Source organism: Pantoea sp. Tr-811 (genome assembly GCF_011752535.1).
In the GTDB taxonomy this organism is placed as follows: domain Bacteria; phylum Pseudomonadota; class Gammaproteobacteria; order Pseudomonadales; family Pseudomonadaceae; genus Aquipseudomonas.
The window spans coordinates 18571-40369 of record NZ_VWXJ01000027.1 but is presented as its reverse complement, the minus strand read 5'-3'; the positions used below and the strand labels follow the sequence as shown (position 1 = coordinate 40369).

The window sequence follows — 21799 nt, the reverse complement described above, 5'->3', positions numbered from 1 at the left end:
CATCGCGAGCTGCGCTCGCTCCTACCAGGTCGGCGCAAAATCCGTAGGCTTGGGAAGAGGCCGGCCTGTTCAACCTCCCTGGTTCGGCTGAACGATCCCATACCGCTTCATCTTCCGGTACAACGTCGAGCGCGAAATCCCCGCCGCCTCGGCCGCGGCGCTCATGTTCCAACGCTCGCGCCGCAATACCTCCAGCAGGTGCCGGGCCTCGGCATCTTCGACCTGCTGTTCCAATGCCAAGGGCCTGCTCAACGCCACGCCTACCTGCAGGTCTTCCGGCAGGTCGTCCAGTTCGATCACGCCACCCTCGGCCAGCGCCACCGCCTGGCGCAAGGCATTGAGCAACTGCCGCACATTCCCGGGCCAGGCGTTGCCCAGCAAGCAGTCCCGCGCCGCGTCGCTCAGGCGCATCCCCGCCGACAAATCCGCCAGCAGCCGCTCGATCAACGCGCGCCGGTCGCTGCGCTCACGCAAGGCCGGCAGTTTCATGCGCAGGCCACACAAGCGGTAGTACAAGTCTTCGCGAAAACGCTGCTGGGCAATCATCGCCGGCAGGTCCTGGTGGGTGGCCGAGATCACCTGCACATCCAGCTGCACGGGGGTTTCGCCACCCAGCGGCAATAGCTCGCGTTCGGCCAGCACCCGCAGCAGCCGGGTTTGCAGGTGGGCGGGCATGTCGCCGATCTCGTCGAGGAACAACGTGCCGCCGTTGGCCTGCTCCAGCTTACCCTTCATGCCCTTGCGGCTGGCACCGGTGAAGCTGCCGGCGCGGTAGCCGAACAACTCGCTTTCGATCAGCGACTCAGGGATGGCAGCGCAGTTCAGCGCCACGAACGGCTTGGCGTGGCGCTGGCTGGCCTGGTGCAGGGCACGGGCGAAGGCTTCTTTGCCGGTGCCGGTTTCACCGGTGAGCAGAATGGCAATGTCCTTGTCCAGCACCTTGCGCAGCCGGCGCACGCCTTGTTGCAACTGCAGGTCCTGGCCGGCCAACTGCTCCAGGCATGGGTGCGTCTTGGCTGCAGCGCCGCCAGTGGCCCGCGGCGCCTGGCGATAGCCTGCCGGTGCCCGCAGGCCGACATCCAGCAACTGGCGTTCGTCATGGCTGCGCAGCTGCGTGCCACGCGCGCCACCGCGGGTAAGTTCCAGCAACTGGTCGATATTGGCGGGCAGCAGGCAGTCGATGCGCTGGCCGAGCAGGTCGGCGCCCTGGGCCAGGAACGCGGCGCGGTTGGCACCGATCACCCGGCCGCCCTCGTCCAGTGCCAGCAATTGCTCGGCGGCAAGGTCGGCGAAGCCGTCGTGGGTTTTCAGCGCCAGGGTCAGGTGGCCCCGAAAGCGTTGACGGAAGTGGCTGTTTTCGATCAGGCGGGCATACAGGTTCACCAGCTGCAGGGTCAGGTGCTGGGCCTGCTTGGGGCCGTCGTTGTACAGGCAGGTGGCGTTGAGGCAGCCCAGCAACTGGTTGTGCGCATCGAAGATTGGTGACACTGAACAGCTCAGGCGGGCGTTGGCGGCCAGGAAGTGCTCCTGGCGGTGGATGGTCAGCGCCTGTTGCGAGGCCAGGGCGGTGCCAATGCCGTTGGTGCCGGCGATGGACTCATCCCAGCGCGCGCCAACGATCAGCCCGGAGCGCGTGTAGCGCTGGGCGTCGGCGGGCAGCCGGGCGTCGAGGGTGATGCCGTCGGCGTCGCTGAGCAGCACCGCGAACCCTGCGTCGACCACACGCCGGGCCAGGCCGCTGACGCCCTGGCTGGCAATGGCCAGGTACGCTTCGTGCTGGGCCTGGTGCTGGCGGATTTCGGCGGCGCTGAGGATGTTGTCGACGTGGCGCAGTTCGGGGTCCAGGTGGTGCTGGGTAATGCTCCGGTACCAGGATTCGGCGATCACGGTTTCTGGCATCAGGCCACGGTCGGGGAAGTGGCAGTCAACGAAGGCGGCCAGTTCACTGGCGCGGGATTGAGCGGGCATGGGCGCTCCTTGGGTTCTTGTTATTCGATGTGGGGGAAACCATAGCTGGTTTTGCGAAGGCAGGGCCGGCCCTTCGTTTTGTATGCCCGCAATCGCACCGCCACCCTCAGTAGGAGCGGGCTTGCCCCGCGAACACCGGCGCAGCCGGTGCCATGCACCGCGGTGCTCGCTTCGCGGGTCAAGCCCTACAGGCGAATGGGCCGCAAATCTAACCAATCAACACCAAGGCCTCGTCCAGCCGCAACGCCCGCTTCATCCGCTGCGAAAGCCTTGCCATGGCATCCGAGTACCCGGCAGCCACCACCGCCACGACCTGGTCCCCTACACACTGCAACGCCACGAAGTCGCCCTGCTCCGGCGCCCCGACGAACACGATCCGCTCCCATGCCCGGGCATGCCCCAGCACCTCATAGGTGTGCCCATGCTGGTAAGTCCAGAAAAACGGCACGTCGTTGTAGCGGCGCTGTTCCCCAAGCATGTTCGCCGCTGCGATCACTCCATGCTGCTGGGCCAGGCGCCAGTGTTCGATACGCACCGGCTGCCCGGCAAGCGGGAAGGTGGCAATATCGCCAGCTGCCCACAGGCCCTCGGCGGCCTGCAGCTCAGCGCTCACCGGCAGCGACTGGTCGTTGGCCAATGCCACGCCCTGCACGAACGCCGTGGTGGGCTTGACCCCGGTGCCGAGCAGCACCAGCGATGTGGCCAACCGCTCACCATTGGCCAGCTCCACAGCCTCTACCCGTTCGCTGCCGACCACGCGCAGTACCTCGGTCGGGCCATGGAAAACCACGCCCTTGCGTTCATGCAGCGCGCGGATGCAGCGCCCGATGCGTTCACCCACCTGCTTTACCAGCGGCACTTCGTGGCGGCTGACCACATGCACCTGCGCGCCATAGCTGCGCAGGGCCGCTGCCGCTTCCAGGCCGATGAAGCCATCGCCGACGATCACCACCGGTTGCCCCGGTTCCGCCGCATCCAGCAGGCAGGCGGCATCTTCGCGCGAGCGCAAGGTCATCACGCCCGCCAGGTCGATACCCGGAATGTTCGGGCGCAGCGGTTTGCCGCCCGTGGCCAGCAGGGCGGCGTCGTAGTGCAGGTGCTGGCCATCGGCAAGGGTGATCTGGCGCCGTTTGGCATCCAGCGCCCGCACCTTGCCCAGGCGCCGGTCCAGGTGGCCTTTGCGCAGTTGGTCTGGTTCCAGCAGCGCTGGCACTTCGTCGGGCGGCATCTCGCCGGCAATGACGAATTTGCTCAGGGCAGTGCGGTCGTAGGCCGGCTGACGCTCCTGGTCGAGCCAGATCAGGTGCCCGCCAAACCCGTGGTCGAGCAGGGTGGCCACCGCCGCCGAACCCGCGGCGCCGGCACCGACCACCACGAAGGTGCGGGCGTCGCTGTGGCGTGGGAGTTCGCTGTGCACCTGGGGCTGGTCATCAACCCAGACTTCACCGGCCTTTATCCAGGTGCGATAACGCCGCAGCCCAACCAGCGCTGGCGGCTCGCACACCGCGCCTTCGTCGACCGCAAAGGCCGCCTTGTGCCACGGGCACACCAGCAGGCCATTGCAAATCACGCCTTCCTCAAGGGGCGCGCCGGAATGTGGGCAGTTGGCCTGGTAGGCATGCACCAAGTCGCCCTGGCGGATGAGGATGATTTCTTCGTTGCCAGCCTGGGCGCGCAGGGGGCGGTTGGGGTCGAGCTGGTCGAGGCGGGCCACGGCGTGCTGGGTCATGGGGCTGCTCCAAAGGGGGCCTTTGGAATCATTTGACGCCGAGGGAATGGGAGGGATGCGTCGGGCTGACGATCGGCTCACAGGGTTAACGCCAGCCTTGTAGGAGCGGGCTTGCCCGCAATGAGGCCGGCCCATGCAGCACAACCGCCAAATGGAAACATGCTGAAAGAAGTGAACAAGAACCAATAGATATGTAACGCAATCGACGACGTTCGAAACATCAGCCTGAGCCCTACAGAGAAGGAGAATCTGTATGGCTCAAAACACACTCAACGACAATTCCACGGGTGAAGTCGTCATCACCCCAGGCTCCTCGGGCTCCAGCAGCGGCGGGGGTGGTTTTTTCAGCATTGGCGGTGGCGGTGGCTTCGGCGGCGGTTTCGGTGGGTCCAGCCGCCGGCGCCGCAAGAAGCGGGCGAGGGCTCGCGCGGCTGCGCTTGCACAAGCACAGGCCGAAGACCAGGCACGCCAGGCGGCGGCAGCTGCTGCACATGCCCAAGCGCTGGCCCGCTCGCAGCAAGAACGCATGGCGGCCTTCAACCAGGCGCGGGATAACCGCCGCGCTCAACTCGACACCCACTACGCCGCCCAGGCGCAAGGCCTGGCCCAGGCGCTGCAGAGCGAGATCGATGCCGCCCGCACACGTCCGAACCATGAAGGTGGCGAGCGCTGGCAACTCTACCTGCTGACCAAGGCGCGTAACGAAATACAAGGGCTGATTGCCGCCAAGCAACCCGCGCTGGCCGAGTATCAAGCCCTGGCCAATGCCTTTGCGGGTGTCGATGCAACCGCAAGCAGCTATGCCTCACGGCTGGCTGGGCTGGCCACCGCCGAGCAGATGCAGCAACTGCATCGTGACTGGGAAGCAGCCTACACGGCAGCTCATCAAGCGCGGCTGCTGGAGGAGGCCATCCGGCAGTTGTCGCAGCGCTCGGCCGACTTGCTGGCTGAGCATGCCACGCAGACGCAGCTATGGCGGCAGCGAGAGGCACTTTGGGAGCAGCAGCGCCAGTACGCGGTACAGCGCGAAGCACGGGTTGATCACAAGCAAAAGGCCGACGAGGATCGGCGCCTGCAGCGGCTGGCTGAGGCTGCGACGCTCAGCGCGCCCGTTGCCGCAGCTAACGCCGGCGGTGTTTTGCTGACCCATAGCGGAGCGCGGGTCGCGCTGGAGCTCGCCAACGCCATTTCCCAGGCCATGCTCAATGCGCGCATCGAGCTTGCCAGGGTTACTGCGATCCGGGTTGGGCCAAAGGCACGCCTGTTCGTCTCGGCCATGGTGTATTCACCGAGGCTGGGCGATGGCGAGCTGACCGCCGAGCAGCGTCGGCAGCGCCTGGAGGGTGTGGGTGTAGGTGCCGACCTGCTAGGTGTGGAACCCGGGCAGGATTTGCAGGCCATTGCCGATGCGGGCGGTTCGGCGCGCCTTGCCAGTCGCATCAGGGTTGAGCAGCTGGCGGCAGGCACTGGCATCGCGGTGGCATCGACAGGCAGCGAGATTTCCCCCGAAGTTCGGGTCAGAAATGCCGTTTTCGACCCGCTTACCGAAACCTACCGAGTACAGGCCGAGACACCCGCAGGCAAATCCATCGTCCTGGGTGGCCCAGCGGCGCCTGCGGTAAGCGCTCCCGCCGGCAGGGTGCTTGCACTTGAGCCGGAGGTAAGCGCTATTGGCGCGGGCATGGACCTGCGGTTTGACGACTGCATTGTCTGCATACCCGGCCAACCTCCTCAGTACTTCTCGTTCACAGTGCCAGCGGCCGGAACCGGTGTCGTCAGTGGCAGGGGCGAGGTGGCGGCAGGTAACTGGTGGCCCGGCAACAGGGCCGCTGCCGGGGTTGCCCTGCCTGAGCAGGTTGGCAACCAGTTGCGTGGTCGGTTGTTCACGCAAATGGACGCCTTTGAAAGCGCGGTCTGGCGGGCCATTGCAGCGGACCAAGGCCTGCTCGGGCAATTTGATGAGCTGAACCAGCGCCGAATCTTGAGCGGATTTGCGCCCATCGCAGCGAAGGCGAGTTGGAGCGGCGCACGGCGCGCGTTCGAGTTGCGTCATGTGGCAGCAGTGGGTGTTGGCGCCGGGCTGTACAACCTCGACCAGATCAGGATTCACCCGCCGGCTGACACAACTGGTGTGCTGACGGCGATCCAGCCGTTCCAACCCTGGTTCAGCACCCAGGTGGCCTTGGCGTTCGATTCAACCGCCGTTCCAGGCCAACCCACCCGCACCTGGACGCCGCTGGTAGCGCCAGGCGCTGAACTGCTCGGCCCGACGGGGTTGCCGCAAGCGCCGCAGCTGCCCGGGATGCTGCCGGGCACAGCCACCGATCCGGTGGGGCCAAGTCTTGAAATACTTCCGGGCGAGAATCCGGGTGAAACCGGAGCCATAATCCCAGGATTCGGCGGCGACACCGATCTGCCCGCACCTGGGGTGGTGAATAATGAGCCTGCGAAGCCTTTGGAGGTTGGAGAGTACAGGGATCTTGCGCGTAGGAGCATTAATGATCGAATGGATGTGGATCATATTGTATCGCGGAAAGCATACGAACGATTTTTGGTTAAAAATAATCGCATGTTGGAAGCGCATGAGATCAAGTTTTTGCTGGAAACCGCCCCGAGTGTAGTGATTCCTGCAGCGGTACATAGAAAATATAGTGAGACTTATGGCGGTAGGAACAGTGTAGAGAGACAGTTAAAAGATGCTTCAGATTTGCGTGCGGCTGTTGATAGTAATATAGATGCGCTGAGGCCTGGGCTATTGGAATATGGTTTCAGTGAGCACGAAATAGAACAGGTTCGAAGGGAGCTGCACGCTCTTCACCAAAAGAAAGGAATATCCAAATGACACCTGAGAAACTGAGCGCATACTTAACAGGCCTGGGTAAACCTCATGACGAGCTGGTCCGGCAGGGGGGCCTACCGCCTGGTGAGTTCATCGAGGTGTATCCTGGAGCCTTATCCATTTATAGGGAAATTATGCCAGGCCTGGAACTACGTTTCTGGGCCGAAGATCAACGCTTTGAGGCATTGACGATTTCGCTCGCCGAGAAGGCTACTTCGTCATCAGTCTATTCGCATGAGCTCCCCGAGCCTTATGCTAAGTGTTTAAGTCGGGCAATGACATTGAGTGTTTTTGGTGAGCCAATTCAGTCGCAGTCCCCCTATGAAAAACCAGCGTCCCTGGGCAAAAGCGGCGGCTGGGATGAGTTTGATATAGCGGGCGGTGAATACGAAAAGCTGTGTGTTATCTTTGAATATGATGTGCTCATGAATGTAATTAGGCTGTGTTTTTCTGTGAAGGAGACTGGTTACGATCGGGACCGTAATGAGTTTCAGTGGTCTATTGATAGCTGAAAATACCCTTTAAAGTAAAAAAAGGTAAAAATTATGGATATCAGACCCCACCTGAACCAGTACGATGAACCTGCCTTTCTCGGGTTTGTAGAAGCCATATGGCAGCTTGAGGCCGACCAAGCCTCACATAATGAGTGGATCACCCACTTCAACCAGATTGTCGGCCACCCCGACGGTAGCGATTTGCTGTTCTATCCGAATTTGCTCGATGACGTCGCGCGGAACTCCCCCCAGCACATCGTCGAGACGATCAAGTGGTGGTATCGGCAAAATGGCCAGGCGGCCTTCAAAGATCAGTTGTTGCAACCCCCGGTCGTTCACCAAACCCTCAGCCGCGAGCAGCGTGCCAACCAGTTGTCCACCCGCAACTTGGAAAACGGGCGCAAATTGATAGCAGAGGTCCATGCTGCCGAGTTGCAGACCAGTCAGCAACTCGATGCTTTAGAGCGGTCCCTGGCCGCTGACCCGGCAGGTAGCACGCCAGAGCAACAGTTGGCCCTAAGCGTAGAGGCTCTGCGTACGCTGGTCACGGTCCAGCACCAGGCCAAGCGCGCCGTGTATGAGCTTCAGCGCTTGGAGATGGGGGTGAGAAACGCCCATCAAGCTGCCGTTCGCGAGGCCACGAGCCCGTTCTATAACGCCGCTATCCAGGCCGTGCTATTGCAAGAAATCACTGCTGGCAGCCAGCGTCATGCCGGAGCCCTGGCCGCTGCGCAGGCACGCCACCCGGGCATGTTCGCCCGTGGCGTAGAGTTGATCGAACGCCTGGAAGCCCGGGTTGCCCAATTGGCCAGAGCCACGGGCACCGGCCCGGGCCATGGCCCATTGACCTTGGCCGCTGCAGCTGCGACGGCAACGCTTCATCCGGCACTGCTCACGGCGCAGGGCTTGTCTCGTGAAATTTCCGAGCAGCAGCACCCGTTGATAAAGAGCGTTCGCTCCGCTGTGGCAGAAATGGAATGGCAGGCAACTTCCGCACACGGTGAACATCCAGGCACCCATGCCGATATCCTTCAGTTCGTGCTGGGCACCCCGAGCGACGACCCTCGTTTTGCGGTAACGGTGCCATTGTATGAAATGCTCGACAACGAGCGCTCGGACTGGGAGGCGTTGGCGGCGGAGCGGGCCGAGGTGGATTTGCCGGTACGCCTGTGTAGCGCGTTGCGCCCAGCCAGCGGCCCAGCCACTACCGGCGTCAAGCCGTTCACCCGTTACTCCCACGTGCTCATTACCTCTACCCAGGGAAGCACTGTTGCTTCGCGGGTAAGGGTGCGCCCGGCGGATTGGGATGCTGCGCGTCAGGCATTCGCCTTCAGCACTGACGGTGGCGGGCCGGTAACTGTGTTATGGCAGAAAGGGCGCAGCCCTCACAAACTGCTGGACCACTGGCAGCCCCCGACAATTGGGTTTCTGCGCATTCCCGAGGTGCCCTCGGAAGCGCGTTTCGCAGACCTTGCGCAGGTGCAGTTCGATGATTACATCGTCGTATTCCCTGCAGACTCCGGCCTGACGCCCCTCTACCTTATGTTCAGGGACCGTCGAGAGCTTTAGCCCCCCAGTCTGACGTGGTCAATGTAGGCGCGACAGGCTGTCGCGCCTACATCAATCCTCAATCGGCCCTTGCAGTGCTCAGTGCACCGGCCCGCGATACCCGCAAGGCCACCAAGCTACCCACCACGATCAATGCCGCCAGCGAATACAGCGCCGCGTCGGTCGAACCGGTCTGGTCCTTGATGAACCCGACCAGGTACGGGCTGAGGAAGCCGGCCATCTGGCCCACCGAGTTGATGATCGCCAGGCCCGCCACGGCGGCACTGGCGCTGAGCAGCGCGGTTGGCATCGGCCAGAACATCGGCAGGCCGGTGAGGGCGCCCATGGTGGCGATCGACAGGCCAAGAATGGCGATGGTCGGGTTGCCAGCGAAGTTGACCGCGATCAACAGGCCGACGGCCCCCATCAGCATCGGCACCACCAAATGCCAGCGGCGTTCGTTACGCAGGTCTGCCGAGCGCCCGCAGAGAATCATGAATACCCCCGCCAGCAGGTACGGGATGGCGCTCAGCCAGCCGATCAGCAGCGGGTTGTCGAAGCCCATGCTCTTGATGATCGACGGCAACCAGAAGTTGATCGCGTATACGCCGCTCTGGATGCAGAAATACACGAAACCGAAGGTCCAGATCAGCGGGTTGCTGAGCACCGCGAGCACGCTGTCGCCCGTGGTATTGGGCTTGCTGGCAGCGTCGGCGGCAAGGTCGGCGGCGATCAGCTGGCGTTCGGCAGGGCTCAGCCAATCCGCTTTCTGGTAACCGTCGCTGAGCAGTTTGATCGCCAGCACGCCCAACGCCACGGTTGGCAGGCCCTGGATCAGGAACATCCACTGCCAGCCGGCCAGGCCATGCTGGCCGGCGGCGAAGTGTTCGAGAATCCAGCCGGAGAATGGCCCGCCAAGCAGGCCCGATACCGGGATCGCCGACATGAACAGGGCCATGATGCGGCCACGGCGGTCAGCCGGGAACCAGCGCGAGAGGTACAGCACCACGCCAGGGAAGAACCCGGCCTCGGCGGCGCCGGTCAGCAGCCGCAAGGTGTAGAACTCGGTCGGAGTGGTGACGAACAGCAGGCAGGTCGACAGGCTGCCCCAGGCGATCATCATCGCCGCAATCCAGCGCCGTGGGCCGAAGCGGTTGAGCGCCAGGTTGCTGGGCAGGCCGCACAGCACGTAGCCGATGAAGAAGATGCCGGCGCCAAGGCCGTACACCGTTTCGCTGAATTTCAGCGCGTCGAGCATCTGCAGCTTGGCAAAGCCGACGTTGACGCGGTCCAGGTAGTTGAACAGGTAGCAGATGAAAATGAACGGAATCAGCCGCAAGGTGATGCGCCGGTACAGCGCGTTGCGGGTGGTGTCCGTGCCTTGGTCAGGGGCTGGGCTGTGTGCCATGATCGGGATCTCTGTTGTTATGGTTGTTGCCGCGTCGCCTGTGCCGGCGCTCGCTCCGTGGAGTCTCAGGGAGTACGGCGCACCTGTCTTTGTGCGTTTGCACAGCGTATGCTGCCGGGCGCTGTGCCGCAGAACAAAACCTCACCGTACAAGGATCGCCGCATGTTCGAACTGGACCACGACCTGGCACAGGAAATCGTCGACCGGGCGATGGCTATTCTGCCATGCAACGTCAACGTCATGGACAGCCAGGGGTTGATCCTGGGCAGTGGCGAGCCTGAACGCATCAATACCCGCCATGAGGGCGCACAGCTGGTGCTTGCCAATGGCCGGGTGGTGGAACTGGATGAGGATGCCGCCAAGTGCCTGAAGGGCGTGCAGCCGGGGGTTAACCTGCCGCTGATGCTCGATGACCGGCTGATCGGCGTGCTTGGCCTGACCGGCGAACCGCAGCAGTTGCGCACCTATGGTGAGCTGGTGCGCATGACCGCCGAGATGCTTGTGGCCCAGCGCCACTTGCAGGTGGAGCAGCAATGGCGGCGCCAGCGCTGCGACGACTTGCTGGCCTTGCTGTTGGGCGGTAGCGGTGATTCGCCACGGCTGCTCGACGAGGCCCGGCAACTGGGGCTTAAACCCCAGCTGCCACGGGTGCCGTGCCTGTTCGAGTTGCGCAGCGGCCCACCTGCCGAAGCGCTGTCGGCCTGGCTGCTGAACCGTTACCCCGACAGCTGGTGCGTAAGCCCCGCACGCGAGTCGTTGTTGTGGTGCCGCCCGGCAGGGTTGGTGCTGGACGAAGCGCGCCTGGTCGAGCGCCTGCAACGCCATGGTTGGGAGGTTGAGCGCCTGGCGCTGGGCTGCGCGGCGCATAGCCTGGAACAACTTCGCCGGGGCTACCGGCGGGTGCGCGACCTGTTGGCGTATGGCCGCGAAGTGTTGCCCCAGGCGCAGTTGTTGAGCTTGAGCCGCTATCGCCTGCCTGCGCTGCTCTGGCGCCATCGCCATGAAGATGCCCTGGACGAACTGCTCGAACCGCTGCAGCGCATCCGCGCCAGGGACGCCAGCGGCCAGCTGCTGGCCACCCTGCGTGCCTGGTGCGCCCACGACGGCCAGAGCCAGGCCTGCGCCGATGCTTTGGGCATCCACCGCAACAGCCTGCGCTACCGCCTGGAGCGGGTGGCCGAACTGGGCGAGGTAGACCCGCTGCGCCTGGAAGGCATGCTCAGCCTGTACCTGGGTTTGCAGTTGCTGCCGGCCGATTGATCCGCAAAAAGGCAATTGCCCAAATAACGCTTCCTGGCTTTTGTGCATTCGACTAAGGCCTCTACGCCAGACAGCTGTCAGCATGCCGCTTATCTGGACAGGAGAACCCCATGAAGATCGTCATTGCCCCCGACTCGTTCAAGGACAGCCTCGATGCTGCCGGCGTCGCCCGTGCCATCGCCAGCGGCCTGGCCGAGGCGTGGCCGGCGGCCACGCTGGTCGAGTGCCCAATGGCCGATGGTGGCGAAGGCACCATGGACGCGATTCTGGCCGCAAGCCACGGTGAGCTGCGCCGGCAGACCGTGCGTGGGCCCCTGGGGCAACGTGTCGAGGCCGGCTGGGGGTGGCTGGCAGAGAGCCGCACCGCCGTGATCGAGATGGCCCAGGCCAGTGGTATCCAGCTGGTGCCCAGTGGCCAGCGCGACGCCTGCCGCAGCAGCACGTGGGGCACTGGCGAGTTGATTGAGGCAGCGCTCGATGCCGGCGCCCAGCGTATCGTCCTGGCCATTGGTGGCAGCGCCACCAACGACGGCGGCAGCGGTATGCTGCGCGCCCTGGGCATGCGCTTGCTGGATGCCGACGGCCAGGCGCTGGAAGAGGGTGGCCTGGCCTTGAGCCGGCTCGCCCGTATCGACGCCAGCGCGCTCGACCCGCGCCTTGCGCAGGTTCAGGTCGAGGTGGCCGCCGATGTCGACAACCCGCTGTGCGGCCCCCAGGGTGCCTCGGCGATCTTCGGTCCGCAGAAGGGCGCCAATGCCCAGCAGGTGCAGGCCCTGGACCAGGCCCTGGGCCACTTTGCCGACCACTGTGCAGTGCTGCTGGGTGAGGACGTTCGCGCGTTTCCCGGTTGCGGTGCAGCCGGCGGCATGGGCTTCGCCGCCAAGGCTTTCATGGGCGCGCGCTTTCGCCCTGGGGTGGAAGTGGTGGCGGAACTGGCCGACCTCGACACCCTGGTGCAGGGTGCTGACCTGGTGATCACTGGCGAAGGACGCTTCGATGCCCAGACCCTGCGCGGCAAAACCCCGATGGGTGTGGCGCGGGTGGCCAAGCGCCATGGGGTGCCGGTGGTGGTGCTGGCGGGCACCTTGGGCGAGGGTTACCAGCAGCTGTATGCCCATGGCATCGATGCGGCGTTCGCCCTGGCCAGCGGGCCGATGACGTTGCAGCAGGCCTGCGCCGATGCCGCGCAACTGTTGCAGGCCAGGGCATGCGATGTGGCGCGGTTGTGGCGCTGCGCAAAGCAGGTTTGACTTGTAGGAGATCACCCAGCCCTACGGGCTGCGCTGTCGCGCAGGGAACAGTGCCAGCAGCCGCGCCGCAATGCCCTGTAGGAGCGGGCTTGCCCCGCGACCACCGGCGCAGCCGGTGCCATACACCGCGTTGCCTGCTTCGCGGGACAAGCCCGCTCCTACAGAAATACCATTTGAATCAGATAGTTACGATTTGTTCCGTAGGAGCGGGCTTGCCCCGCGAACACCGGCGAAGCCGGTGCCATGCACCGCGTTGCCTGCTTCGCGGGGCAAGCCCGCTCCTACAGAAATATGCGTTAAATCATAGCGTTATGATACGTGCTGGGCTTTGTGGGGAAGCCGGCCTGCCGGCGATGCCGCCGGAAGCGCCAGCACAAAGGCCACCAGCGCCGCCGCCACGCTGGCCAGTGGCAGGTAGCCCAAGCCCAGCCGCTCGATCACCCAGCCGCCCAGGCCACCGCCCAGCGCCGTGCCCAGGTTGAACGCCGCGATGCTCAGGCCCGAGGCCACTCCGGTGGCGTGGGGCGCCATCTGCTTGGCAAGGCCGATCAGGCGCAGGGTCGACAAGGTAACGATGGCGAAGAACAGCGCCCCCAGTAAGCCGATCAGGGCGACCACTGCCCAAGGCGTTTCCCGGCCCACGTAAAGCAGGGCCAGGTTGGCCGCAAGCCCCGCCAGCGCTACCTGAAGGCAACGCCCTGCCTCGAAGCGGTCTGCGCCAAGCCCGCCAAGCAGGTTGCCGAGCAGGGTGGCTGCGCCGAACATCAGCATCGCCAGGCTCAGCAAATGCACGCTGCCTTGGGTAACCTCCAGCAGGAACGGCGACACGTAGGTCAGAAACGAAAAGGTCGCCACGCTGACCAGCATGGCGATAGCCGCAGCCGCCAGGACGGGCCGCCGCATCAGCGCGGCAAGGCCCGCCATGCGCCCACCGGCGGGTACTCGCGGCGCCGCCTCGCTCGGCATCAGGCGCCACAGCCCCAGCAGGCTGAACAGGCCAAGCACGCCGAGGGCGACGAAGATCGCCCGCCACGACCACAGGCTGCCCAGCAGCGTGCCGGCCGGTACGCCCAGCGCCAGGGCCAGGGTCAAACCGAGCCACACCAATGACAGGGCGCGGCCTGCACGCGCAGCATCGACCCGCTTGACCGCCACATCCGCCGCTACCGCCATGAACACGCCGTGGGCCAGGCCAATCACGAAACGCACCAGGTTCACGGCCCACAACGGCTCGATCCAGGCGAACGCCAGGCTGCCGGCGGCCAGCACCGCCAAGGTCAGCAGCAGGCTGCTGCGCTCACGCCAGCCCAGCAGCACAGCTGTCAGCAGGGGCGCGCCGATGGCGGCGCCCAGGGCATAGGCGGCGATCGCCGAGCCCACCGCGGTGGTAGAAAGGCCGAGGTCGTCGGCCATGGCCGACACCAGGCCAGCGACCACGAACTCCGACAGGCCGAAGGTGAAGGTACACAGGGAAAACACATAGATGACGATAGGCATGGTGGCTACTGATTCTTCCGTGATCGTAGGGTTCAAGGGTGCTGTTGCCAGTTGCTGGCATCCAGGCTGACGCGCAAGGCCAATTCCATGGCCTGGTCGGCGTTCAACCGTGGGTCGACCTGGCTCAGGTAGCGCCGGCCAAGGTCGGCTGGCTGCAACCCGGCTGCGCCGCCCAGGCATTCGGTGACCGCATCACCGGTGGCTTCCAGGTGCAATCCACCGAGGGTCGAGCCGTGGCGGGCATGCACCGCAAAGGCAGCGGCGATTTCCGCAAGAATGTCGTCAAACGCTCGGGTTTTGGTGCCGCAGGGCAGGGTACGGGTGTTGCCATGCATAGGGTCGCACAGCCATAGCACCTTGGCGCCGTGCAGCTTGACGGTATCGATCAGTGCGCCAAGGCGTTGGTGCAAGCGCGGGCCCATGCGGTGGATCAGGGTCAGGCGGCCCGGTTCGTTGTGCGGGTTGAGCCGTTCAAGCAGCTGCAGCAGCTGCGTGGTGTCGGTGTCGGGGCCGACTTTTACGGCCAACGGGTTGGCCAGGCCGCGCAAGTATTCGACGTGGGCGCCGTCGGGTTGGGCCGTGCGCAAACCGATCCAGGGCAGGTGGGTTGCAAGGTTGAACCAGCGGCCATCGGCGTGCTGGCGGGTCAGTGCCCGTTCGTATTCGAGCAGCAAGGCTTCGTGGGAAACGTACAGCTCGCGGTACAAAAATTCCCCTGGCTGGGAACTGGCCAGGGTGCGCATGAAGCGCAGCGTGCCGTGCACCTCGTCCAGCAGGGCGCGCAGGCGTGGCGCATCCGCCGCCTGGTCGAGCCAGCCCAGTGACCATTGCCCGGCCTGCAGCAGGTTGTCGATGCCGGCTTTGTGCAGGGCCTGCAGGTGCTTGAGGGTGAGGGCCGAATGCGCGTGGGCCTGCAGCATGCGCTGGGGGTCGGCACGCCGGGCATCGGCGCTGAAAGCGGCATGGTTGACGATATCACCGCGGTACGCCGGCAGGCTCACACCGTTGCGCTGGTCCATATCACTGGACCGTGGTTTGGCATATTGCCCGGCCAGGCGGCCGATTTGCACGACGGGCAACTGCAGGCCATGCATCAGCACCTGGCTCATCTGCTGCAGCAACGCCACTTGCCGGGTAGTGCGCACCAGGGTGTTGTCGGCGAAGCGCTCGGCGCAATCGCCCATCTGCAGCACGAAGCGCCGCCCCTGCTGGGCTTCGGCGAGCAGGCAGCGCAGTTGCAGGATGCGTTCGGCACCTACCAGTGCCGGTTGTTGCCCAAGCGTGTCGAGCACTTGGCGTACGGCGGCCGGGTCATCGTAGGCCGGTTGCTGAAGGGCCGGGCAGCCACGCCACGAATCAATGGCCCAGGTGGCCTGGGCAAACGGCACGGCAGCGGAAGGGGGCAGCATGGTGTGTCACTCCTGAGAGGGTCATCGCTCGTTCTGGCCGAGGAGCAGGTGAGGGCGATAGTGCGCAGGGCGAACACGGCTTGGGAAATACCAAATATATCTTTGTCTGATATGTCACCGAAAATTGGGAACGATTCCTCAGTTCTGGGCAGAATAGGCTTACTGAGCGGTGCGTATTTGTCCGTTTCAAGGGGTGATTAATACCTTGTGACTCTCACCGCTGGTTGCAAATTAGTATTTTACTTGGCCCCGTCGCTCGCCAATTCTCTGCCCTGTTTATTCGAGAGGGCGAGTCGATGTTAGTTCACAGCGACCAGGATTACGGCGTGCTGAAAGACGCGGAACGCGAGCTTCAGCTGCACGTGGGGCACATCCCCGACGCCGCATTTTATGAACGCAAGTTGCAAGCTGTATGGATGCGAGCACAACAGAGCGCCCACTACAGTGATATTGGCCAATACAGCTTTGATGCATTCAGGGCATTGCCGCCGACGGCAAAGTCGCTGCTCAAGCGCGAGCCATTGAAGTTCTGCACCGTGGAACTGGGCGATGCTGCCAAGTACTACGCCACCACCGGCACCACAGGTGAACCAACGCCCACCCCGCGCTTGAAAGAGGACATCATCTGGAACGCCGTGAGCGTTGCCAGCCATTGGCGTTCGGTATTGCGCCCCGGTGCGCGGGTGGCCAACCTGATGCCATCGGACATCGTGCCGGTCGGCGACCTGATTGCCAACGTGTGCGAGTACCTGGACGTGTCCCATGTGCGGTTGTACCCGTTCACCACGGGTATCACCGACTGGGAGCGCGTGTGCAAGACCTTCGACACCTACCGCCCGACCGTGCTGTTCATCGCCCCGGGGGTACTGGTGCAACTGACCCGCTATTTGAAGCAGCGCGAGCTGTTGCAGGTGTTCGCCGCGTCGGTGCGCTCGATCATGCTGCTGGGCGAAGTCAACACCCGGCCGTTTCGTGAGCGGCTGGCGCGTTGGTGGCAATGTGAGGTATTCGATGCCAGTTACGGCAGCACCGAAACCGGCACCCTTGCGGCAGTGGGGGACGACCAGCAGATGCGCCTGGCCACGGCGACCAACTATTTCGAACTGCTGCTGCCCGACGGCAGCCTGGTCACCCCGGCCGAAGGCCTGACCGGGCGCCTCGTAGTCACCCCTCTGAACCTGCACGCACGGCCCTTGCTGCGCCTGGACACCGGCGACAGCGTGACCATCACCGCACCTTGGGACCCCGGGCGCGCCAGCCCGAGCCTGCTGATCAATGGCCGCGACAGCGACAGCATCGTGGTGGCCGGGGTCGACCTGGAAATCCGTGCGGTCGAGGAGGTGGTGTATGGCACCTGCGACGCCACCGGGTATGTCATCGAGGTGGATCGGCAAAGCGACAGTGCGGCGCTGATTCTGGAACGTGACGTCAACTGGGACAGCAGCCAGGAGGAGCACTTGCTGGCGCGCCTGCTGGAACGCTCCGAGCAGCACATGGGCCTGCGCTGGAGCCGGGTGTTGTTCGTCAACAACCTGTCGGCGCTGAACAAGAGTGGCGCTTCGCAAAAGAGCTGGAAGAAGACCAACCTGCGTTTCGTGGGAGGCCAGCCATGACGGCGCCGCGTTTTCCCGGCGGCCAAGGCCTGGGCAATGGCCAGCCAGACCTGTGGTGCACCTATGCCGCGATCCGCAGCCTGGCTTGGGTCGAGCGCCTGGACGGTGCCGACGCCCCGGCCTTGCAGGCGTACATCCAGTCGCGACGCAACCGCGACGGTGGCTTTGCCTGGAGCAAGGGCATGCCATCGGATGCCTGGGCCACGTTCTATTGCACCGAAACGCTCCACGACCTGGGCGTGGCGGTCGAGCGCCGCGAAGACACCGCCGAGTGGATCCACACCCTGTTCGACGGTGACGCCTATGCCATGTGCCCGGGCCAGACCGCCGACGTCTGGGCCAGCCACTATGCGCTGCGCACCTTGATCGAGGTGTGCCAGGGCCGGGTGCGGGCTGCCGAGCCGTTGTACACCTGGCTCGACGGTTTGCAATGTGCCAACGGCGGGTTGAGCTGGTCTGCCGACTTCGCCCGGCGCGACCTGGCCGATACCCGTGCCTGTTTCTACGGCGTGATGGCGGCCCGCGCCTTGGCCCGCCAGGGTTTGCCGGCACCGCGCTGGGATGTGCCACGCCTGGTTGGCTGGCTGCAAGCGCAGCAGCAGGATTGCGGCGGTTTCCGTTTCAGCGAAGCGGCGGATGTACCGTGCCTGTGGGCGACCTATCGCGCCACCGCCAGCCTTGCGGCCTTGCAGGCGCAACCGTTGCAGCGCAGCCGCTGCGTGGCATGGATCGACGGCCTGCGCGGCCCGACCGGCGCCTTCGTGCGCTGGGCCGGTTATGACGGTGAGGATGTGTGGGCGGCGTTCTGTGCCGTGGGCTCGCTCAAGGCCCTGGGTGAGCCGGTCGCGCACCTGGCAGACAAGGTGGCCGCCTATATCGCCACCCTGGCGATGCCCCAGGGTGGCTACACCTACCGCCGTGCCGACAGCGCCGCCGATGTGCTGAGCAGCGCCGCTGCCGTGTTGGGCGGGGCGCTGACGGCGGCGCAACAGGCCGCGGCGCTGGGCTGGATCGAAGGCTGCCAGATGCCCAACGAGCCGGGCATCATGTACATGCCGGGCCGTGGCGCAGAAGTGCGCTGCACCAACTGGGGCCTGGCGGCCGGTGCGTTCGCTGGGCAGCCGCGGCCGCGCCGGGCGATCGGCCAATGGCTGGCGTCGTTGCAGAACCCCGACGGTGGTTTCGGTTTCTGGGAAGGGCGCGGCTCGGACATGGTGTCCACCGCCTCGGCGGTGTCGATCCTGCGCCAGTTGGGCGACGCCAGCGGTGTCGACCTCAAGGCCCTGGAAGGCTATGTCTCAAGCTGCCGACAAGCACAGGGTTACGCCTCGTTCCCGGGGGGCGACAGCTCACTGCGCGCCGGCCTGCAGGCCCTGAGTTGCCTGGCCCATGTGGGCCATGACGTGCGCGAAGCCGCCGCCCAGCTACTGGCCGCGCACAAGGTGCGCCAGGGCGGTTTTGCCAACCAGGGGCAACGCATTCCCGATTTGCTCAGCACTTACCAGGCCGTGGCGCTGGCCAGCGACCTCGGCTTGCCGGTGGACCTGGCGCACCTGGGCGTGTTCCTCGACAAGGTGCACAGCGAGGCAGGCCACGCCTGGTCGCCGCTGTTCCTGCAAGGGGTAGACGCGCTGTCAGCCTGCCTGGGGCGCCTGCTGCAGGCGTTCGCCAGCGGCCAGCGCCAGCAGTTGCCCAGCCTGCAGCTGTCGTAAGGAGGCCCCATGCCAACCCTCACCGTTTCCTGCGCACCGCTGCAACCCCTGGACCGCAAGCGCCTGGCCTTGGCCTTTACCCGCCAGCTCAAGGCGCTGGGCGCCGACACCGCGCACTGCATGGTGTTCTTCACGCCGCTGGCCCAGGGCTGCGTATTCAGTGCCGGCATGCCACTGCCGGTCACCGACCGCGAAGGCCTGCCCGCGCAGTTTCATGTGCGCATCAACGTGGCGGCCAGCCGCGACCGGCTGGCCCATGAAAGCCTGGCCAGCGGGCTTACCCAGTGCCTGCGCACGCAATTCCCGCAGGCCTTCATCTACCTGCAATTCGACCCGATTCTGCCCGAGCACGTGTACTTCAGTGCCGGTGCGGACTTGATCAACGCTGCCAACCCACAAGGAATGACCGGCTCGTGAGCGACCTCAACATTGAACACCGTATTCGTCAGGCCCTCGGCCAACTGCTGGGCGAGGAAGTGACCCTGATCGACAAAGACGCCAGCTTTCGGGATTTTCTCGGTGAACGTTTCGACAGCCTGATGGCCGTGGAGGTGATCACCGTAATCGAAGGCAGTTTTGGCTTTGAGGTGGATTACCTGAGCGACGATGTGCGCTTCTGGTTCGAAACCCTGGCCAAGATGGAGCGCTTCGTCACCCAGAAGCTCGAAGACCAGCTGACCCTGCAGGCCGCCGAGTGAGCGCCGAGCACTGCTTTACCACCTCAGGCTCCACCGGGGCGCCACGCCAGTGGTGGCGCAGCGTGGCGCAAATGGAGCGCGAAGCGGCGCTGATCCTGCGCCGCTGGGCGCCCGAGGTGCAGGAGATTCTGGCGTTCGCCCCGGCCAGTCACAGTTACGGGATGATCCTTGGCGAGGTCGGTGCACGGGTAATGAATGCCCGGCTGCAAGCATGCTCGCTGGAGCAGCAGCGCCTGCCGCTGCTCGATGGCCAGGGGCCGTGCGTGATCCTCGCCATCGCCAGTACCTGGCGCCTACTGCCGGCCTTGCTCGGCCGCTTGGCACCCCGGCGCCAGGTGCTGGTGCTGCACAGCGCCTCAATGCTGCCGCCAGGGGCCTTGGCCACCGTGCGCCAGCATGCCGGGCCGCAGGTGCGTTTCGTCGAGTTGCTGGGCTCCACCGAGACGGGCGCCATGGCCTACCGCGAGCTCGATGCGCGCAGCGATGCCGAACAGCCCTGGACGCTGCTCGACGATGTGGCATTGCTGTGTTTGCCAGGCCAGCCCGCTGCATTGGCCGTCAGCAGCCCGCGTATCGCCCGCGCCCAGGGCGAGGCGCGGCCAGCACCGAGCCATCATTGCGATGACCAGGTGCTGGCGCTGGACGAGCGCCGCTTCCAGTGGCTGGGCCGGGCCAGCAGCCTGATCAAGGTCAATGGCCTGCGCCTGGACCTGGCGCGCCTGGCCGGCGAGCTCAGCGCGCGCCTGGGCTGCCCGGCCCTGGCCTGCGTCGCGGTGCCCGATGCTTTGCGCGGCGAAGCTTTCGAGGTGCTGTACAGCGATGCGGCGCTGACCGAGCGCGCGGTGCTTGAAGCCTTCACCGAACTGCCCCCCGGGCACCCACGGCCGGTGGCGGTTCGCCGCCTTGCCAACCTGCCGCTATCTGCCACCGGCAAGCCCCAACCGTGGGCGGCCACCCCTGCTGTCAAGGAATACACCCATGAGCCACGCTGATACCCAAAGCACCATCACCCACTACCTCGGCCAGTGCGGCGCCGACCCCAGCATTGGCCGCGAACAGCCGGAATACCTTGGTTTGGCGCTGCGCAAGCGCCACGAGCTGCTGGAGCGTAACCCCGCACTGGCGGCGGATTGGGCCGCCCAGTACGCCCACTGGCAGGTGCACGCCGACAGCCATTACCGCTGCCTGACCAGCACCCGCCCGGCCGAAGCACCCTGGTACCGCCTGGGGGTGAAGGACACCGTCGACGTTGCCGGCCTGCCGACCCGCCTGGGCCTGCGTGCCTACCGCCATTACCCGCAGCGCAGCGCCGATGCGCTGACTTTCCTCGACCCGCGCATCGCGTTGACCGCCAAGGTTGCCACCACCGAACTGAACATCGCTTTCGGCGCTGGCTGCCGTAACCCGCATTTCCCCACCATCGACCCGTCCGGTTCCAGCACGGGCTCGGCGGTGTCGGTTGCCGCTGGGCTGTGTGATATCTCGCTGGGCACCGATGTGCTGGGTTCGGTGCGCTGGCCGGCGTCGCATTGCGGCATGGTCGGCCTGCGCATGACCCAGAAAGCCCAGAGCCTGGGTGGGGTGTTCCCGCTGTCGCCGCGCATGGATGCCCTGGGCTGGGTAACCCGCAGCGCCGATGACCTGCAGCTGTTGTTCCCGATGCTGGGCCTGGATGCGTTGCTGGGCCAGCAACAACCGTTGAAGGAGCGCTACCAGGTGGCGATCCTCGAACACGCCCTGGACCCTGGGCTGACCAGCCCGGCGATGCTCGACATGCTCGGCCAGGCGCGTGGTGCACTGGCTGAACTGGGCATGGCCCCGAGCGAGGTGCGCATGCCTGAGCTGTGGGCGTGCCGTGGCGATGCCTGGCAGCTGTGCGCCCGCGACGCCTGGCTGGCCTCGGCCGCCTGGATGCGCCGGTTCGACTGCGAGCTGCACTGGTCGACATTGAGCGCCCTGGGCGTGGGCGAGGGCGTCAGTGACGCCGAGTACCAGCGCATTCAGCAGCGTATGGACAGCGTGCGCGCCGGCATCGACGCCTGGTTCGATGACGCCGGGGTGGACTTCGTGGTGTTCCCCATGGACCCCAACCGGCCGTTCGACCGCCGCAACCCGCAGCCGGGTGACTCGACCATCCCGTCACCTGCCGATGAAGGCTATTCGCAGAAAATCAGCTTCACCCCGTTGGCCAGTTTCAGCGGCTTGCCGGCAATCACCGTGCCGATCTGCTTGAGCAGCGACGGCAAGGCGCCACTGGCCGTGCAGGTGATGGGCCGCCGCGACAGCGAGCATCAGCTGCTGGACATCGCCCGCCGCCTGCAGGGTGTGACCGGCCTGCTGCCGACCCGTCGCTTGCACGTATAAGGAGCCAACC

The 21799-nt window shown here is 65.1% G+C and carries 16 protein-coding genes; 11 read left to right on the top strand and 5 right to left on the bottom strand.

Features of this window, described 5'->3' with window-relative positions; translation table 11 throughout:
- Positions 1-69: 69 nt before the first annotated feature.
- Complete coding sequence (locus tag F3J44_RS27365) at positions 70-1968, bottom strand: sigma-54-dependent Fis family transcriptional regulator (protein WP_167277594.1); 1899 nt, start codon at positions 1966-1968, stop codon at positions 70-72.
- Between the two features lie 208 nt (positions 1969-2176).
- Complete coding sequence (locus F3J44_RS27360) at positions 2177-3697, bottom strand: FAD-dependent oxidoreductase (protein ID WP_167277592.1); 1521 nt, start codon at positions 3695-3697, stop codon at positions 2177-2179.
- A gap of 253 nt (positions 3698-3950) precedes the next feature.
- On the opposite strand from F3J44_RS27360, the gene F3J44_RS27355 reads away from it, so the two are divergent.
- Genes F3J44_RS27355 through F3J44_RS27345 form a run of 3 tightly spaced genes read left to right on the top strand, consistent with a single transcriptional unit; the run spans position 3951 to position 8599 of the window.
- Complete coding sequence (locus F3J44_RS27355; protein WP_167277591.1) at positions 3951-6539, top strand: S-type pyocin domain-containing protein; 2589 nt, start codon at positions 3951-3953, stop codon at positions 6537-6539.
- Positions 6536-7048, top strand: a complete 513-nt coding sequence (locus tag F3J44_RS27350) for a DUF6392 family protein (protein WP_167277589.1) — start codon at positions 6536-6538, stop codon at positions 7046-7048. The genes F3J44_RS27355 and F3J44_RS27350 overlap by 4 nt, the downstream gene beginning before the upstream one ends.
- 33 nt (positions 7049-7081) lie before the next feature.
- Entirely contained in the window at positions 7082-8599 is a 1518-nt protein-coding gene (locus F3J44_RS27345; protein WP_167277587.1) for an S-type pyocin domain-containing protein, read from the top strand.
- Between the two features lie 58 nt (positions 8600-8657).
- Here the strand turns inward: F3J44_RS27345 and F3J44_RS27340 are convergent, their stop codons facing one another.
- A complete protein-coding gene (locus F3J44_RS27340; protein WP_167061209.1) occupies positions 8658-9986 on the bottom strand; it encodes an MFS transporter in 1329 nt (442 codons plus the stop codon).
- A 162-nt stretch (positions 9987-10148) separates the two neighbouring features.
- Here F3J44_RS27340 and F3J44_RS27335 point away from each other — a divergent pair, with 162 nt between their 5' ends.
- Both F3J44_RS27335 and F3J44_RS27330 read left to right on the top strand, forming a co-directional pair.
- Positions 10149-11246 carry a sugar diacid recognition domain-containing protein gene (locus F3J44_RS27335; protein ID WP_167277586.1) on the top strand — a complete coding sequence of 366 codons (1098 nt, stop codon included), beginning with the start codon at positions 10149-10151 and terminating at the stop codon, positions 11244-11246.
- A gap of 110 nt (positions 11247-11356) precedes the next feature.
- Complete coding sequence (locus tag F3J44_RS27330) at positions 11357-12496, top strand: glycerate kinase (RefSeq protein ID WP_167061214.1); 1140 nt, start codon at positions 11357-11359, stop codon at positions 12494-12496.
- A 309-nt stretch (positions 12497-12805) separates the two neighbouring features.
- Here F3J44_RS27330 and F3J44_RS27325 read toward each other — a convergent pair whose 3' ends face one another.
- Both F3J44_RS27325 and F3J44_RS27320 read right to left on the bottom strand, forming a co-directional pair.
- On the bottom strand, positions 12806-13993 hold the full coding sequence (locus F3J44_RS27325; protein ID WP_167277584.1) for an MFS transporter: 1188 nt from the start codon (positions 13991-13993) through the stop codon (positions 12806-12808).
- 32 nt (positions 13994-14025) lie between these two features.
- Positions 14026-15402 (bottom strand): 3-deoxy-7-phosphoheptulonate synthase class II, encoded by a 1377-nt coding sequence (locus tag F3J44_RS27320; protein WP_167277582.1) that lies wholly within the window; start codon positions 15400-15402, stop codon positions 14026-14028.
- Between the two features lie 296 nt (positions 15403-15698).
- Between F3J44_RS27320 and F3J44_RS27315 the strand changes: the two genes are divergently transcribed.
- Genes F3J44_RS27315 through F3J44_RS27290 form a run of 6 tightly spaced genes read left to right on the top strand, consistent with a single transcriptional unit; the run spans position 15699 to position 21789 of the window.
- A complete protein-coding gene (locus tag F3J44_RS27315) occupies positions 15699-17015 on the top strand; it encodes a phenylacetate--CoA ligase family protein (protein WP_167061222.1) in 1317 nt (438 codons plus the stop codon).
- Positions 17012-18727, top strand: coding sequence for a prenyltransferase/squalene oxidase repeat-containing protein (locus F3J44_RS27310; RefSeq protein ID WP_167277581.1), 1716 nt, complete (start codon positions 17012-17014; stop codon positions 18725-18727). Before F3J44_RS27315 ends, F3J44_RS27310 begins: the two co-directional genes overlap by 4 nt.
- A gap of 9 nt (positions 18728-18736) precedes the next feature.
- Positions 18737-19144, top strand: coding sequence for a hypothetical protein (locus F3J44_RS27305; protein WP_167277579.1), 408 nt, complete (start codon positions 18737-18739; stop codon positions 19142-19144).
- Positions 19141-19425, top strand: coding sequence for an acyl carrier protein (locus F3J44_RS27300; protein ID WP_167061231.1), 285 nt, complete (start codon positions 19141-19143; stop codon positions 19423-19425). The genes F3J44_RS27305 and F3J44_RS27300 overlap by 4 nt, the downstream gene beginning before the upstream one ends.
- Positions 19422-20417: a long-chain fatty acid--CoA ligase gene (locus F3J44_RS27295; RefSeq protein ID WP_167277577.1), complete on the top strand. Its 996-nt coding sequence runs from the start codon at positions 19422-19424 to the stop codon at positions 20415-20417. Before F3J44_RS27300 ends, F3J44_RS27295 begins: the two co-directional genes overlap by 4 nt.
- Positions 20404-21789, top strand: a complete 1386-nt coding sequence (locus F3J44_RS27290) for an amidase (protein WP_167277572.1) — start codon at positions 20404-20406, stop codon at positions 21787-21789. Before F3J44_RS27295 ends, F3J44_RS27290 begins: the two co-directional genes overlap by 14 nt.
- Positions 21790-21799: the final 10 nt, after the last annotated feature.

Bases quoted from the DNA above. Each gene is read 5' to 3' on its own strand.
- F3J44_RS27335 (WP_167277586.1), top strand. From the start codon at position 10,149: ATGTTCGAACTGGACCACGACCTGGCACAGGAAATCGTCGACCGGGCG.
- F3J44_RS27355 (WP_167277591.1), top strand. From the start codon at position 3,951: ATGGCTCAAAACACACTCAACGACAATTCCACGGGTGAAGTCGTCATC.
- F3J44_RS27315 (WP_167061222.1), top strand. From the start codon at position 15,699: ATGTTAGTTCACAGCGACCAGGATTACGGCGTGCTGAAAGACGCGGAA.
- F3J44_RS27325 (WP_167277584.1), bottom strand. From the start codon at position 13,993: ATGCCTATCGTCATCTATGTGTTTTCCCTGTGTACCTTCACCTTCGGC.
- F3J44_RS27310 (WP_167277581.1), top strand. From the start codon at position 17,012: ATGACGGCGCCGCGTTTTCCCGGCGGCCAAGGCCTGGGCAATGGCCAG.
- F3J44_RS27365 (WP_167277594.1), bottom strand. From the start codon at position 1,968: ATGCCCGCTCAATCCCGCGCCAGTGAACTGGCCGCCTTCGTTGACTGC.
- F3J44_RS27345 (WP_167277587.1), top strand. From the start codon at position 7,082: ATGGATATCAGACCCCACCTGAACCAGTACGATGAACCTGCCTTTCTC.
- F3J44_RS27305 (WP_167277579.1), top strand. From the start codon at position 18,737: ATGCCAACCCTCACCGTTTCCTGCGCACCGCTGCAACCCCTGGACCGC.
- F3J44_RS27330 (WP_167061214.1), top strand. From the start codon at position 11,357: ATGAAGATCGTCATTGCCCCCGACTCGTTCAAGGACAGCCTCGATGCT.
- F3J44_RS27350 (WP_167277589.1), top strand. From the start codon at position 6,536: ATGACACCTGAGAAACTGAGCGCATACTTAACAGGCCTGGGTAAACCT.
- F3J44_RS27340 (WP_167061209.1), bottom strand. From the start codon at position 9,986: ATGGCACACAGCCCAGCCCCTGACCAAGGCACGGACACCACCCGCAAC.
- F3J44_RS27360 (WP_167277592.1), bottom strand. From the start codon at position 3,697: ATGACCCAGCACGCCGTGGCCCGCCTCGACCAGCTCGACCCCAACCGC.
- F3J44_RS27320 (WP_167277582.1), bottom strand. From the start codon at position 15,402: ATGCTGCCCCCTTCCGCTGCCGTGCCGTTTGCCCAGGCCACCTGGGCC.
- F3J44_RS27290 (WP_167277572.1), top strand. From the start codon at position 20,404: ATGAGCCACGCTGATACCCAAAGCACCATCACCCACTACCTCGGCCAG.